General features: G+C 61.6%; 18 protein-coding genes and 1 pseudogene. 14 read left to right on the top strand and 5 right to left on the bottom strand.

Annotation, left to right across the window (positions count from 1 at the left end):
- Nucleotides 1-51: 51 nt before the first annotated feature.
- From V8192_RS05170 to V8192_RS05180, 3 genes are all read right to left on the bottom strand, one after another.
- Nucleotides 52-861, bottom strand: a complete 810-nt coding sequence (locus V8192_RS05170; protein WP_341631978.1) for a L,D-transpeptidase family protein — start codon at nucleotides 859-861, stop codon at nucleotides 52-54.
- Between the two features lie 93 nt (nucleotides 862-954).
- Entirely contained in the window at nucleotides 955-1,467 is a 513-nt protein-coding gene (locus tag V8192_RS05175) for a TlpA family protein disulfide reductase (protein ID WP_341631979.1), read from the bottom strand.
- A gap of 87 nt (nucleotides 1,468-1,554) precedes the next feature.
- The gene (locus V8192_RS05180; RefSeq protein ID WP_341631980.1) at nucleotides 1,555-2,085 is read right to left on the bottom strand and encodes a PilZ domain-containing protein; all 531 of its coding nucleotides are present in this window, start codon (nucleotides 2,083-2,085) and stop codon (nucleotides 1,555-1,557) included.
- Nucleotides 2,086-2,273: 188 nt separating this feature from the next.
- Here V8192_RS05180 and V8192_RS05185 point away from each other — a divergent pair, with 188 nt between their 5' ends.
- The 11 genes from V8192_RS05185 to V8192_RS05235 all read left to right on the top strand — a co-directional run bounded on the left by V8192_RS05185 (nucleotide 2,274) and on the right by V8192_RS05235 (nucleotide 6,564).
- Nucleotides 2,274-2,717, top strand: coding sequence for an SRPBCC family protein (locus V8192_RS05185; protein ID WP_341631981.1), 444 nt, complete (start codon nucleotides 2,274-2,276; stop codon nucleotides 2,715-2,717).
- Nucleotides 2,718-3,026: 309 nt separating this feature from the next.
- Nucleotides 3,027-3,479: a tRNA (cytidine(34)-2'-O)-methyltransferase gene (locus V8192_RS05190; RefSeq protein ID WP_341631982.1), complete on the top strand. Its 453-nt coding sequence runs from the start codon at nucleotides 3,027-3,029 to the stop codon at nucleotides 3,477-3,479.
- A gap of 124 nt (nucleotides 3,480-3,603) precedes the next feature.
- A complete protein-coding gene (locus V8192_RS05195) occupies nucleotides 3,604-3,765 on the top strand; it encodes a hypothetical protein (protein WP_341631983.1) in 162 nt (53 codons plus the stop codon).
- The gene (locus V8192_RS05200; protein ID WP_341631984.1) at nucleotides 3,765-3,947 is read left to right on the top strand and encodes a hypothetical protein; all 183 of its coding nucleotides are present in this window, start codon (nucleotides 3,765-3,767) and stop codon (nucleotides 3,945-3,947) included. The genes V8192_RS05195 and V8192_RS05200 overlap by 1 nt, the downstream gene beginning before the upstream one ends.
- A gap of 69 nt (nucleotides 3,948-4,016) precedes the next feature.
- Entirely contained in the window at nucleotides 4,017-4,238 is a 222-nt protein-coding gene (locus V8192_RS05205; RefSeq protein WP_341631985.1) for a hypothetical protein, read from the top strand.
- 35 nt (nucleotides 4,239-4,273) lie between these two features.
- Nucleotides 4,274-4,462, top strand: a complete 189-nt coding sequence (locus V8192_RS05210) for a hypothetical protein (protein WP_341631986.1) — start codon at nucleotides 4,274-4,276, stop codon at nucleotides 4,460-4,462.
- Nucleotides 4,463-4,556: 94 nt separating this feature from the next.
- A complete protein-coding gene (locus tag V8192_RS05215) occupies nucleotides 4,557-4,808 on the top strand; it encodes a cold-shock protein (RefSeq protein WP_341631987.1) in 252 nt (83 codons plus the stop codon).
- 610 nt (nucleotides 4,809-5,418) lie between these two features.
- Complete coding sequence (locus tag V8192_RS05220; protein ID WP_341631988.1) at nucleotides 5,419-5,628, top strand: hypothetical protein; 210 nt, start codon at nucleotides 5,419-5,421, stop codon at nucleotides 5,626-5,628.
- 82 nt (nucleotides 5,629-5,710) lie between these two features.
- Nucleotides 5,711-5,839 carry a hypothetical protein gene (locus tag V8192_RS05225; RefSeq protein WP_341631989.1) on the top strand — a complete coding sequence of 43 codons (129 nt, stop codon included), beginning with the start codon at nucleotides 5,711-5,713 and terminating at the stop codon, nucleotides 5,837-5,839.
- 19 nt (nucleotides 5,840-5,858) lie between these two features.
- On the top strand, nucleotides 5,859-6,302 hold the full coding sequence (locus tag V8192_RS05230) for a YaiI/YqxD family protein (RefSeq protein ID WP_341632305.1): 444 nt from the start codon (nucleotides 5,859-5,861) through the stop codon (nucleotides 6,300-6,302).
- A 64-nt stretch (nucleotides 6,303-6,366) separates the two neighbouring features.
- A complete protein-coding gene (locus V8192_RS05235) occupies nucleotides 6,367-6,564 on the top strand; it encodes a hypothetical protein (protein ID WP_341631990.1) in 198 nt (65 codons plus the stop codon).
- Between the two features lie 13 nt (nucleotides 6,565-6,577).
- On the opposite strand, the gene V8192_RS05240 is transcribed toward V8192_RS05235, so the two are convergent.
- A complete protein-coding gene (locus V8192_RS05240; RefSeq protein ID WP_341631991.1) occupies nucleotides 6,578-6,997 on the bottom strand; it encodes a hypothetical protein in 420 nt (139 codons plus the stop codon).
- 154 nt (nucleotides 6,998-7,151) lie between these two features.
- Between V8192_RS05240 and V8192_RS05245 the strand changes: the two genes are divergently transcribed.
- From V8192_RS05245 to V8192_RS05255, 3 genes and pseudogenes are all read left to right on the top strand, one after another.
- Entirely contained in the window at nucleotides 7,152-7,664 is a 513-nt protein-coding gene (locus tag V8192_RS05245) for a DUF1993 domain-containing protein (RefSeq protein WP_341631992.1), read from the top strand.
- A gap of 154 nt (nucleotides 7,665-7,818) precedes the next feature.
- The gene (locus V8192_RS05250; protein WP_341631993.1) at nucleotides 7,819-8,952 is read left to right on the top strand and encodes a J domain-containing protein; all 1,134 of its coding nucleotides are present in this window, start codon (nucleotides 7,819-7,821) and stop codon (nucleotides 8,950-8,952) included.
- Between the two features lie 247 nt (nucleotides 8,953-9,199).
- Nucleotides 9,200-9,559, top strand: a pseudogene (locus V8192_RS05255) (single-stranded DNA-binding protein); the annotation flags it as partial.
- A 375-nt stretch (nucleotides 9,560-9,934) separates the two neighbouring features.
- Here V8192_RS05255 and V8192_RS05260 read toward each other — a convergent pair.
- Nucleotides 9,935-11,899: a putative bifunctional diguanylate cyclase/phosphodiesterase gene (locus V8192_RS05260; protein ID WP_341631994.1), complete on the bottom strand. Its 1,965-nt coding sequence runs from the start codon at nucleotides 11,897-11,899 to the stop codon at nucleotides 9,935-9,937.
- Nucleotides 11,900-12,133: the final 234 nt, after the last annotated feature.

Here is a 12,133-nt window from a genome sequence, read left to right on the forward strand (position 1 = left end):
GGCGAGCCGCCTGAGCGCCGCCGTGCCGGTCTCGAAGCGCTCCGCTGATCCTTACTGCAGGGATGCAAGCTGGATCTGGGTTCGCGGATCGAGGTAGCTGATCATGATCGGCACGGGCTTGGGGAGGAGGATGCTCTCCTCGGGCGCCGAGACTGCGGGGGGATCCTTTCCAAGGAGCCAGCGCGCTAGCCTGTGCGCATCCTCGAGGCGGACGCAGCCATGGCTGAGGTTGCGCTCGTCCTGCGCGAACAATTCCTTCTTGGGAGTATCGTGAAGATAGATGCCGTCGCTGTTGGGAAGATCGAACTTGAACTGCCCGAGGGAATTTGCAGGCCCGGGCCGCTGGCGGACATAGATTTTGGCATTGCCGGCCGCGACGGTTTTCCAGTCAACGCTTTCCGGCGGAAGCACGCGCGCATCGGTCGCGAACGCCGAGACGACCTCATAGCCGTGCGACGTCAGGTACGAGGGACCCTCCTTCAGCACGCGCGCTGCGACGAGCGTCCGGGTGAGATCGGCGGGCACGTGCCAATAGGGGTTCAACGTCTCGTAATTGAGGACGCTCTTCAATTCGGGTGTCGGCGTTTCGGGCTTGCCCACGATCACCCGCATCGAATCCTGAACGCGGCCCTCGTCGATCATGTACAGGCGCGCCGAATTCGCATCCACGAGTATATAGCGACCGTGCACCGGGATTTGCGCGCCCGCCACCGATTCGACGTAGAGCTGCGGGGCGATCGTGCCCTCTATGGGTCCGAGACTCGGGTTGAGGAGGGCAAGTCCCAAAGCGCCTCCGCCAACCGCAAGGATTCCTGCAGCGGCGATCAAAAACCTGCGGTTGTGAGAGGAAATTGCTGTCATCGCTAATCCTCCAAGGCCGCATTTACCATGAAGCCTCGCGCGCCGACAGTGTTTGAAGAGGAGGGCCGGCGCCAGCGGCGCGCCGACAGCCCCTCAGCGTTGCTCCGTCACGGGTTCCTTGAGGAGCGGAATGAGCACTGCGTTGAGCGTCTGCAAATCAAAGGCGCCGGCCTTTGAGTAGCGGAGCACCCCTGAGCGATCGATCACGTAATTGGTGGGCAGGGCGTCCACGGCGTCGAACGGGCCGCCCTTCACCCGCTCGGCGGAAGGCACGGACATGACGGAGAACAGCTTTTTCAGCTTGAAGATCGGAAGATCGTCCTCCGTCGTGACGGCATAGATCCTCAGGGGATAATTGCGCCGGACAGCTTCCCTGTAATAGGTGTCGAGTAGCGGCAGTTCCGTCCGGCACGGGCCGCACCAGGTAGCCCAGAAGTTCAAGACGACCACCTGCCCTCGTAGGTCTGCGAGATGCACGTGCGTGCCGTCTACGAGCAGCAAATCGAAATTCGGTGCGGGCTTGCCGATCTTCAGGCTTGCTGCCGAACCCTGCGCGCCGAGCACAAGCATCGTGCATGCAGCCGCGAGCCTCAACATCGCTTTCATGTCTTCCCCCTTGCAGGCGGGATCGTGGTTGCAGAGGGTATGCACGTCAAGCCGAGACGCGGCCGAAATGGCGAGTTGCGCGCGCTCCTATTCGAAGGAAGGCGCCAGGAATTTGTAGAGTAGGACCGAGCCCCCGATGATCAGGGTCCAGAGGATGAGCGCGCTGCCGAGGATGACGCGTAAGCGAACGCCATAGGGCGCCTTGTCTTCTGCGAAGTCCTGTCCGGCATCTTCATTCGCTTGCGATAGGATGCGGGCCGCCAGCTCCTGAATGGGCAGCGCAGGCTCGGGCTTGGGAGAGCTCGCGGGCGGGCTGCGCAACAAGGCGGCGCTGATTGCGGCCTGGGAAATGGGCTGCTTGAACTCGCAGCCATAGAATTGACCGCTGTTCCAGACGACGAAGGCCTGCGTCACCCCGGCTTCGGGAAGATCGATCTCGAGAGGACCGACAGCCGAGAATTCCGGCGAAGTTTCGATCAGCATGCCCGTCGAGGAGACATCGTGGATCGTGATGGTCTCTCCACTCGCGTGGAGACTGGAGCCGAGGCTGATCTTTCGCCTTCGCCGCCCTCTCCGGTCTGCCGTGGACGCGATCTGCAGCCGGGCTTCAATTGGCATGAGCTTCCTCCCGCTCCGGAGGAATGGTTACGGAAAGTTAATGTCAGATTATATTTTGATCCATTTAGACGGCGGCTTCAGCCGCGCCAGCGCCTCCCGCCGCGGAAGACTGGTCCCTCATCTTGGTGTGCTCCTTTCGGAAACCTTCGCTCCTGGCGGCTGTTGTTTTGCTGCGAAGGAGCCAGCCGATGTCCGATTATCGCCCCGTCGTGAGCGTCGAGGAAACCATCGATGCTGCCCCCTCCAAGGTCTGGGAGACCGCTACGAAGAAGACCGGTGTCATGTTCATGGGGGCCGATGTCGAGACCGACTGGAAGGAAGGCCACCCGATCACCTTCAAGGGCAAATGGCAGGGAAAATCCTTCGAGGACAAGGGGAAGGTCGAGACCGTCGAGGAGGGAAGGAGGCTTGCCTTCACGCACTTCAGCCCGGCCTCAGGAAAGCAGGACGTGCCCGAGAACTACAACCTGGTCTCGATCGAACTTACGCCGCGAGGGGAAGGTACCGATGTCACGCTTACGCAATCGAAGCACGGGGACGCAGCCGAGCCCAGCCCGGAAATGGTTTCCGAGTTCGAGAAGAACTGGCGGATGATGCTCGGCAAGCTCAAGGAGACAGCCGAGCAACGTTGAGACGCCCGGTCGCCACAAGCTCCAGAATAGCTTCTTTCTTTTTCCCCCGATCGAACTCGAGCGAGCCCACGCTACGCGGGGACAGGCCCATCGTGCGCAAATTGCAGCGAGCCCCGAAAGGCACAGGGTTAGACCCGAGAATTAGCGTAACGATAATGGCGAGGTCACTAACTAGCTGGTGCAGGCCAACGGCAAATTCCACCAGCAATTTTGGAAATGCCCATTACCAGGTGGAAAACAGCTGGCACGTCCAGAATCCGATGATCCATTTGGTGTGATCGGATCTGCGCTTAAAGGTAATAGGGCTAAATGCGCGTTGCTCTTTTCGAGCCGGAAATTGCCGGAAATGTCGGGGCTGTCCTGCGGCTCGGGGCCTGCCTGGGTGCGGACATCGATCTGATCGAGCCCATGGGGTTTGACTGGGATGATCGAAGGGTTCGCCGGACTGCCATGGACTACATTGATCATGTCCGCGTTGCCCGTCACTCCGGTTTCGAAGCCTTCAGGGCGACGCTTGGTTCACAAAGACTGGTGCTGTTCACCACGAAGAGCCCGCACTCGGCCTACGATTTCCGCTTCGAGGCCGACGACGTGCTGCTCTTCGGTAAGGAAAGCGCAGGCGTTCCGCTCGCCGTTGCTGACACCTGTCATGCGCGAGTGCGCATTCCCATTCGGGCGGAAGTGCGCTCACTGAACCTCGCGACTTCAACTGCGCTCGCTCTTGGTGAAGCCTTGCGTCAAGCCGGCACTTTGCCAGTTTGAGCCCGTGCGCATTAGGCCAGAACCCTATCTCATGCTAAAAGGCCTCATCGGACGCGCCTATTCATGAGCAATCGTCCGCCTGAGAGACGAACCGTGCTCCCGCTTGCGTATGAGGAGCTCAGACGTGGATCTCAATTATCTCTACCATCGTCACCAGGTATCGCTGTTCATGGCAGCCAACGCCCGGTCAGAGGCGGCGCGCGGCGTGCACCGCGAACTTGCTGCACAGTACGCAGCACAGATAGCCGACGCCAAAACGCCCAGCCCAGCTCTAATAGCCGGCTGATGGATCCGCTTTCTCGCGGCGACGCTGCAGATCAGCTCCGCAGGCAGGCTTCATCCTGCCGGCGACTTGCAAGGCGCGCGCGAACGACGAATGGTTCGTCGGCACTGGTGATGGCGGCCGAGCAGTTCGATGATGACGCACGCCGCATCGATCCCCTCAACGAGAGCCAATGGCGCCCTTGAGCCGCATTTGGGTGAGTTTGCAGCCGCCTGCCGTTACTCTGCACAGCATTAGTGGGACAAAGAGAATTGATGGAAATCATCGGTAGCATTCACGCGAACCTGCGAGCGGCGCTTCAAAGCGCTCGCCGTCTGAAGGATGGTCCCGTGCATCCGGACACGGTCGATCACTGGAGCAAGATCGTCGCGGTCGCCAAGGGCCAGCAAGACGCCATGCAATCATTTACGACGCGCGAACTGATGACTGATCTCGAGCGCGAAATAGAGCTTCGACTGCCGACGAACGACGCATAGCGCTGGCGCGCGAGCGCAGCCGCTGGTTCAAAGTCGTGACGGGTTTGATGCGGAAGTATGCGCTCGATATCGCCGGCATCGGCGTTCGCCGCGAGGAACTTGAGCTTCGCCAGCGCTTGAACAGGGTGCCCGGCGCCTACCTTTTCGCGGGAAATGAGGACGGCGCGCCTTACAATGCGCGCTCAACGCGCCTATGTAACCTATTGCTACTAGTCGCAACCTGACGGTCAAAACCGGCGCCTCGCGTCCTTTTCCCTTCTCTTGCATGCTAGCGCGATCGGCTCCGGCAGTCGGAGCCGCATAGAAGGAATATCGAGAATGACTACCGGTACCGTCAAGTTCTTCAATGAATCCAAAGGCTACGGCTTCATCGCGCCTGACGGCGGCGGCAATGATGCATTCGTGCACATCAGCGCAGTCGAGCGTTCAGGGATGCGTTCGCTCCGTCAGGACCAGCGCGTCACCTATGACCTTCAGCAGGATAATCGCGGCAAGATGAGCGCTGTGAACCTCAAGTCGGCTGAAGACGCCGGCCAACCGGAAGAGGCGACCGACAGCCAGCCGGAGTAAAGGTGAGCGGCCAGGTGATACGAAGCTCGAGCCTCGAGTTCTTTCGCGCGCGCGCCGCAGAGGCGTGTGCCGATGCGGACGCGGCAACGCTCGATCATGTGCGCGAACGTTGTCGCCGATCGGAAGCTGCCTGGACAGCGCTCGCGGAGCGCGCAGAACATGCAGAGCAAATGCGTGAAGCGCAGGCGAAGCGGAAGGCGGAACAGGAGTAAGCGCGCGTTCGCGGCCACCTGGCTGCGCCACGGGTGAAAATACGCCTGGACGGGCAAGGCTCTGAACGTGCCTCGTGGGGAACCGCCCACGCCGGCAATCTGTTTGGTTTGCATTGCGTGGGCTTTTTGCCCTGACCTAGGCAACATCCACGCACGAAGCGGTCCGGCTAAGGTCTCCGGGCCGCTTCGTTTACTCGTTGCTCGATTGCCGCGATGATTTGCAGAGGGGCACAAGGAGGCGGTCCGATCTCCGGCCTGATTGATTTAGGAAATGGAACGGACGCTCCTGGGGTCAGCTGGGTCCGGAGAAGAGGCCGAAGAGCGGCCCTTTTGCCGCCAGGACCAGGGACATGGCGACGATGGAAAAAACAGTCGCGCATCCACATGGAGATCGCCAGATGTCGAAAATCCCACTCAAGCCCTTCCTCATCGTCAAGGATGTCGAAGGCCGCGTCCGGCTGACGATCCGTACGACGCGCTACAACAGCTACAACTATCCGATCGTCAAATCGGAGCTCCTCGAGGAGACGTTCGCGACGGCCGCGGCTGCCCGGGCTCATGCCAAGGAACATTTTGGAGCCGAGGCCGGTCAGTTCGCCACGAAGTGATGCGACGGGGGCGGATCGGCGAGCTTGGATCAGGCGCCTGATGCTGTAGGACGGGACCAGGGGCAGAGCAGGAGATAGAAGCATGGCCAAGGGACAAGTCAGATCCAACAAGGAAGCCCGCAAGCCCAAGAAGGAAAAGCCCAAGACCATCGCGGCAAATGCCTCGCAGAAGAGCGGTCCGCGCGGATTGGAGAATTTCAAGAACAGCTAGCTGACCGGTGACAGGACCAATCCGTATCCTGGTCGACGCCGATGCCTGCCCCGTGAAGGAAGAAGTCTACCGCGTTGCATTCCGGCGTGAGGCGCCGGTGAAGGTCGTGAGCAACTCCTGGCTACGGGTGCCCGCGCATCCCCTCGTCGAGCGGGTGGTGGTCTCGGGCGCGTTCGACGCCGCGGACGACTGGATCGCTGCCGAGGCCGATGCGAAAACGGTGGCGATTACCGGCGACATCCTCCTGGCGGACCGCTGCCTCAAGGCCGGGGCCACGGTAATCGGCCATAACGGCAAGCCTTTCACGGCAGCGAGCATCGGGAGCGCGGTCGCGACGAGGGCGATCATGGCGGACCTTCGCGCGGGCGGCGAGGCAATCGGCGGACCCCGACCGTTTGCAAAGGCGGACCGTTCTCGCTTCCTCCAGGCCCTCGACGAGGCCCTTGTCCGGCTTGCAAAGTAAGGGCGGAACGTTAGCCGTCGGGGTTCGTTCATGACGGGACCGAAATTTTTTTACCGGATCTCCTATGCAAACTGCGAATATCATCGAACGTGCCTTTGAGCTTGCTCACTCGTCAACGAGCGTTGAGGAAGTCCGAAAGGCCCTCCGGCAGGAAGGCTATTCCAACGTCGACGCCCATCTTGCCGGCGCATCGATCAAGGCCGATCTCAAGAAGAAATTCATCGGCCGGGCCGGAGTTGATATCGGCGCTGCGCGCGGTTGATTTCCCGCTCGCGTCACGCAGCCTTAGAGGTCTCGGGGCCAGCAAAGACAAGCACGGCTTTGGGGTGCAGACGGTAAAGGGCGCAAACCAGCTGCCTTCCGAACACTTCGAAGCAATGTAATCGTCCGCCTTTCTCGCATCGAAGGTCGAGATTGAAGGCGCTCCAGTGCGCGTTCGGATCTCGCGAATATTGTCCCAGGACGTCGAAATTGGCTTGCCAGCCTTCCCGGTCATATTGCGCGCGAACCACCTCGGGGAGCGCCCAATAGAAGGTATCGCGCTGCGTGATGCCGAAGAGCCTGGCCGAGGTCTCATCGATAAGGTGCGGCAGCTCCTCGATCTCGTCATCGAGCAACCGGTCGCGAAACTGCATTTCGAGCTGATGCTCGACGCTCAAAACGCCAGGCAGCTCACGAAAGATGATCGGTGTCATGACCAAGTGAATCGATGAGATTCGCAAGCGTTCCATGTCTTTGCATGAGCTTTTGGCGATCAAGGTCACAGGCGCAGGCCCTGTGATTGCAGAAAGCTCTCGATCGGCCCATGCGAACCGGCAGGTATCAACCCCCCGACTGGAGAGTGACCCGATGAGTTTTGGCATGTGGGAGGCGTCCGTTCCTTCGTTCGTCAATTCGCTCACGAACATGCGCGAATGGCTCGACAAGGCGGCCGGAGAGAAGGACGAGACGGCACTCATCGAGGCGCGCCTCGCGCCGGACATGAGACCACTTCCGGCCCAATATCAGATGGCTTCGGACTCGGCGAAGAATGCGCTTGCCCGCCTGACCGGGACTGAGGCTCCCTCGATGCCCGACACCGAGAAGAGCTTTGCCGAGCTCAAGGAAAGGTGCGACCGGACGATTGACTATCTGAAGAGCTTCGAGCCCAAGTCCCTCACCGGCAGCGAAACAAGGGAAGTTGTGATCAAGTTTCCCAATGGCAGCGGTTACCGCTTCACGGGGAGCGAGTATCTCGCCAGGTTCGCACTTCCCAATTTCTATTTCCACGTGACGACGGCCTACGCGATCCTGCGCAATGCGGGTGTGTCGCTCGGCAAGCCCGACTTCCTCCGGCACCTTGGACCGCCAACCGCAAGCTAACGCGTTAATTTTCGGGGCACCAGCCTCTTCGTCGGCTCCGTTGCCGATGAAGCGGCAGTTGGGCTCGGCGGACCGAACGCAAAGCCCTCGCGCAAGCAGATGAAGCTTGGAAGACTTGAAAGTCGGACAGGTTTCCTTGCGGGGGATTTCTTCAATGGTGAACGAGGTGCGGTCGCGGCCGAACCATTATGAACTGCTGGGGCTGACGCCCGCGGCAGAGAGCGCGGACATTCACCGGGCATTCGTCGCCAAGATGAGCTCATTTGGTGCGCATTCCATCGAGGAGGCTGCCCAGTTTCTCGTCGCCTACGAGACGCTTCGCGATTCAGAGAAACGCCGCAGCTACGACGCCTCGCTCGGACTTTTGGCCAAGCCGGCGCCGCGCGAGTGGTCGATCGCGGTCACCCCGCCGCGATGGACTCCCTTCATGGTCAAAGTTCCAACCAACCAGCCTCCCGAACCGCAGGTCAGCCTGGACCGGTCTCGCGACGTGCCGGACGAGCCGGTCATTGCATCTCCCGCCGTCCAATCGAGCGCCAATGAGCCGAGCGTTCCCGAACCAGCTCCAATCTCGGAAGCAGCGCCGCAGGGGCCAGCGCAAAGGGCACCGCGCGAGGATCTGGAGGTGGTCCTCCAGCACATCCGCGACGTCGGCAGGGCCGAGAGGGAGAGAATGCGCCATGCCAAGAGCGCTCCGTCCGACTGGAGGCGCGTGGGGCTTGCTCTAGGGGGGCTCCTTGTCGGCGCAGCTGTCCTTGGAACGATGGCGGGCCTCTCGGTCCAGGACAAATCGGGTGCGGCGCAGGCCGAACCCGCCGGGGCGCCGACCTTGAGCCGAGCACCCAAGCAGGAAATGGTCCTCGATCCTTCCGCGCCGACGTCGACCGCCGCTTCGGCCGAGCCCGTGACTGAGGAGCTGCCGCAAGCAATGACCCCGGTGCTGAGGAGAGGTCACCCGCTTTTCCGGGAGCGGCACAGCGCGCGCCAAGGGATGGCCCAAAACGCGGCGGCGGCGGAGAGTGCTCCTTTGCAAGACGCTGCGCCCGAGGGCGCCCCACCTAACCCGGATCCTCAGCCCGACCAGGGGGTCGCAGCTGACCTTCCCGTTTCGACGAAGCTTATCGCCCGCACGATTGAGCGGATCGGCTATGCATGCGGGGATGTTTCTTCAGCGGCCCCCGCCGAAGGGAAGGCCCAAGGCGTCTACAGGATAACCTGTTCTTCCGGGCACACGTACCAGGCGACGCCCGTTCGCGGGCGATATCACTTCCGTAAGCTCGCCAACTAGGCGCTCTTCCGGCTTGCCCGGGAACGCCGGCTCGAGGTCCAGCTGAATTCATCTTCTGTGCGCGTCCGTCAGCTGCGTCGATTGCGCACTTTTCCAATCCGAGTGCGGCAGCTTTGAGGTGATGCCGTGTCCGTCTCATCAGCTTTAATCCGGCCCTTCCAGGCTTCCGCTGCGGCGAGCTTTCATTCCTGGCCGGCTCAGCTCCACCCCGCGGACGGTCGTCGCGATTAAAGGAGGAGATTGACCCATGACCAACATCGTTCTTCTCGTCGGCAATCTTGGAGCGGACCCGGAACTTCGGGTGGGTGCGGGCGACGTCGATATCGCAAGCTTCAGCCTCGGTACCAACAGGCCGCGGCGCGACAGCGAGGGGAGGACCTTCAGGGACGAGAGCGGCTACACCGCAAAGGACACCGAATGGCACCGCGTGATCTGCTTCAATGGTCTCGCACGCACCGTCGCCAAGCATGCGGGCAAGGGCATGCTCGTCTCCGTCCGCGGCCGGATCCACAACAGCAAGTGGACCGACAGGGAAGGCGCTGAGCGCTACACGTACGAGGTCATCGCCGACCAGGTGCAGTTTCTCGGTCGTCCCAAGGTCTCGGACAAGATGCCGCCGGCACCAGCCGGCGACGAGGAAGTTCAGAGCGTCCGAGTCCAGCGCGCTGCGGTGCCTTGCTCAAAGTCGCCCCTCGATAGGATGCTAGGCGGCCTTGTCGTGCCTTGAAGCGAGGGGTTCGGAAGGCGTCCATCGGCCCTCCTCGGTGCGTTCGATCGGGAGGCCGCAATCATCGCACAGGGCAGCGTAGCCGTCGGGCCTCCTCATGATCGAAGCGAGCATCGGACGGTGACGACCAACAAGACAGCGTAAACTCATGGCTAAGCAAATAGTGGGTCATGGGACCGAAGGAAATCGCTCCCGGAACAACTGGTCGCATCTGTGGCCGGGGGGAGACAGTCGGTAGAGGGGGCAAGCGGCTCTTTACGCCGCGCGCAAGGAATAAGCGGCGCTGGAAAGGGGCGCAGTGCAAAGCGCCGTGATTTCGTCTGACGAGAGAGGTTTCCCAAGCCAGAAGCCCTGGGCGGCCGGGCAGCCGAGTTCCAGCACGAGGTCCATGAGCTCGGCGCTCTCGACATGTTCGGCAACGCTCGAGACCCCGAGGATCTCGCAAAGGCCGATAACCGAGCGAAGGAGACGCTTCCCTTCCTCGCTGTCCTGGGCAGCGGTGACGAGGCCGCCGTCGAGCTTGATCTGGTCGAAGCGAAGCTGCCTCAGGTAGCCGATCGAGGCATAGCCCGCCCCGAAATCGTCGAGGACGATCGTGGCGCCGGCGTCCTTCAGGATCGTGAGGTTCTCGCGCGCACGCTCGAAATCCGCGAGGAGTGCGGTCTCGGTAACCTCGACCTGGAGGCGGTCGGCATCGAGGCCCGCCGAGCGGAGTGCCCGGAGGATCACTGCGGCCGAGCCCGGGGAGCAGAGCTGGATCGCGCTCAGATTGAAGGAGAGCTTGATCTGCTCGGGCCAGGTACGCGCAGCCCTGAAGGCGATGGTCATCAGGCTTCGGTTGATATCGTCAATGATACCCAGCTGTTCGGCAAGCGGCACGAACTCGCAGGGTGGAACTGCGCCGAGCTCGGGGTCGGTCCAGCGAGCGAGCGCCTCGAAGGCGATGACCTCGCCGTTCCCAAGGTCGAAGATCGGCTGGTAGACGAGGCGAAGGTTCGCCTGGAGCGAGGGAAGCTGGAGTGCACGCTCGATTTCCGCGCGCCGTCGCCGCGGAGCTTCCATCCTCTGTTCGAAGACCACCGCTCCCGTGCCCGGATTGTCCTTGCCCTGGTAAAGAGCAAGGTCGGCTTCGGCCATCAGGCGCGACGGCGATTGGCCGCTCTTTCGGGAAATCGAGAGGCCGCAGGAGGCGGAGATCACGAACTCGCGGCCCTTGAGGGTCGCAGGACCGTTGACCTCGCTCAGGATCTCCGATCCGATCGAGCGCACGTGGTCGGGCCGGTGAACGTCGTGGAGCAGGATCCCGAACTCGTCGCCCCCGAGGCGTGCAACGAAGCCGTTGGCGCCGACCGCTCTCGTAAGCCGCGCGGCAACTTCTTCGAGGAGCTTGTCGCCGATCGCGTGCCCGAAGGTATCGTTGACGGCCTTGAAGCGATTGAGATCGAGAATGGCGAGCGAAAATGTGCCGGCGCGCTGATTGATCTCTCTCTCGAGCGCCATCACGAAGGCGCGGCGGTTCGGGAGGCCGGTCAGGAAATCGGTCGCAGCTTCAAGGGCGGCTTCCTTCCTTGCCTGTTCGACGCGCTCCTGTTCACCGACGATGACCGACCTTGACCGGACGACGTTCGTGAAATGCCGGCTATGGCCCGAGAGGAGGCGCATGGTTAAGGCGGCAACGACAACGAGGCCGAAGGCCGCGCCCATGAATTCCCGCTCCCTCGAAAGGGCTGCAACCACCGAAATGGGGCCGATGATGAGAAGCAGCGGGATGCGGCCGGCGACGGGAAGCGCAGTGAGGCCGTAAGCGACGCCGATGGCAGTAAGACCTCCAAAGAGGATCACGGCCATTTGCGATGCGACATCGCCGACCTGGAGAAGGTAGAGGCAGCGGGCGCAGACAGCCAAGCAGACGGCTGTTGCGAAGAAGACGGTCAGGCACAATTGCCTCACCATCGCCTCGTGCGTGGCGTTCTTGCCGCTTCGGCTTCCGAACCACTGGCAAAGGCGGATGAGACCACAGCTGAGAATGAAGGTCGGGAGGTTGAGGCCAATCTCGATCGGTCGGCCAGCGGCGACTTCCATCGCCGAGAGGTTAACGAGCCCAAGGAGGTAGACGATCGGAACTTGCCTGCGCAGCGACCAGTAGCGTTCCTCAACGAGGGCGCGTCCCGACGATGTCGTCAGGTCAAGATCGAGATACTGCATTAAGCGTCTCGGCATGCGCGTTCGATCAAGAGCCCAATAAGTTCTGGTCACTGCGACCGAACATCACTTCGGTACACGCCTTTGGTTTGAACCGTTAGAGCAGAAGATCTGGTAAACGATCCATCCGTTATGAAGAAAATTTGTTCGAGACGACAAGGTCTTGCCCCGCCGAAGCTAATGCGACACCCGGCCGCGCGCGCATCGCTGGCGACAATCCCCAATACCAAAACTTAACATTCGCTCATTAAA

This window comes from Sphingomonas agri, assembly GCF_038148795.1.
GTDB classification, from domain to species: domain Bacteria; phylum Pseudomonadota; class Alphaproteobacteria; order Sphingomonadales; family Sphingomonadaceae; genus Sphingomicrobium; species Sphingomicrobium agri.

Bases quoted from the DNA above. Each gene is read 5' to 3' on its own strand.
- V8192_RS05215 (WP_341631987.1), top strand. From the start codon at position 4,557: ATGACTACCGGTACCGTCAAGTTCTTCAATGAATCCAAAGGCTACGGC.
- V8192_RS05175 (WP_341631979.1), bottom strand. From the start codon at position 1,467: ATGAAAGCGATGTTGAGGCTCGCGGCTGCATGCACGATGCTTGTGCTC.
- V8192_RS05260 (WP_341631994.1), bottom strand. From the start codon at position 11,899: ATGCCGAGACGCTTAATGCAGTATCTCGATCTTGACCTGACGACATCG.
- V8192_RS05240 (WP_341631991.1), bottom strand. From the start codon at position 6,997: ATGACACCGATCATCTTTCGTGAGCTGCCTGGCGTTTTGAGCGTCGAG.
- V8192_RS05180 (WP_341631980.1), bottom strand. From the start codon at position 2,085: ATGCCAATTGAAGCCCGGCTGCAGATCGCGTCCACGGCAGACCGGAGA.
- V8192_RS05185 (WP_341631981.1), top strand. From the start codon at position 2,274: ATGTCCGATTATCGCCCCGTCGTGAGCGTCGAGGAAACCATCGATGCT.
- V8192_RS05235 (WP_341631990.1), top strand. From the start codon at position 6,367: ATGCAAACTGCGAATATCATCGAACGTGCCTTTGAGCTTGCTCACTCG.
- V8192_RS05190 (WP_341631982.1), top strand. From the start codon at position 3,027: ATGCGCGTTGCTCTTTTCGAGCCGGAAATTGCCGGAAATGTCGGGGCT.
- V8192_RS05250 (WP_341631993.1), top strand. From the start codon at position 7,819: ATGGTGAACGAGGTGCGGTCGCGGCCGAACCATTATGAACTGCTGGGG.
- V8192_RS05170 (WP_341631978.1), bottom strand. From the start codon at position 861: ATGACAGCAATTTCCTCTCACAACCGCAGGTTTTTGATCGCCGCTGCA.
- V8192_RS05220 (WP_341631988.1), top strand. From the start codon at position 5,419: ATGTCGAAAATCCCACTCAAGCCCTTCCTCATCGTCAAGGATGTCGAA.
- V8192_RS05225 (WP_341631989.1), top strand. From the start codon at position 5,711: ATGGCCAAGGGACAAGTCAGATCCAACAAGGAAGCCCGCAAGCCCAAG.
- V8192_RS05245 (WP_341631992.1), top strand. From the start codon at position 7,152: ATGAGTTTTGGCATGTGGGAGGCGTCCGTTCCTTCGTTCGTCAATTCG.
- V8192_RS05205 (WP_341631985.1), top strand. From the start codon at position 4,017: ATGGAAATCATCGGTAGCATTCACGCGAACCTGCGAGCGGCGCTTCAA.
- V8192_RS05200 (WP_341631984.1), top strand. From the start codon at position 3,765: ATGGATCCGCTTTCTCGCGGCGACGCTGCAGATCAGCTCCGCAGGCAG.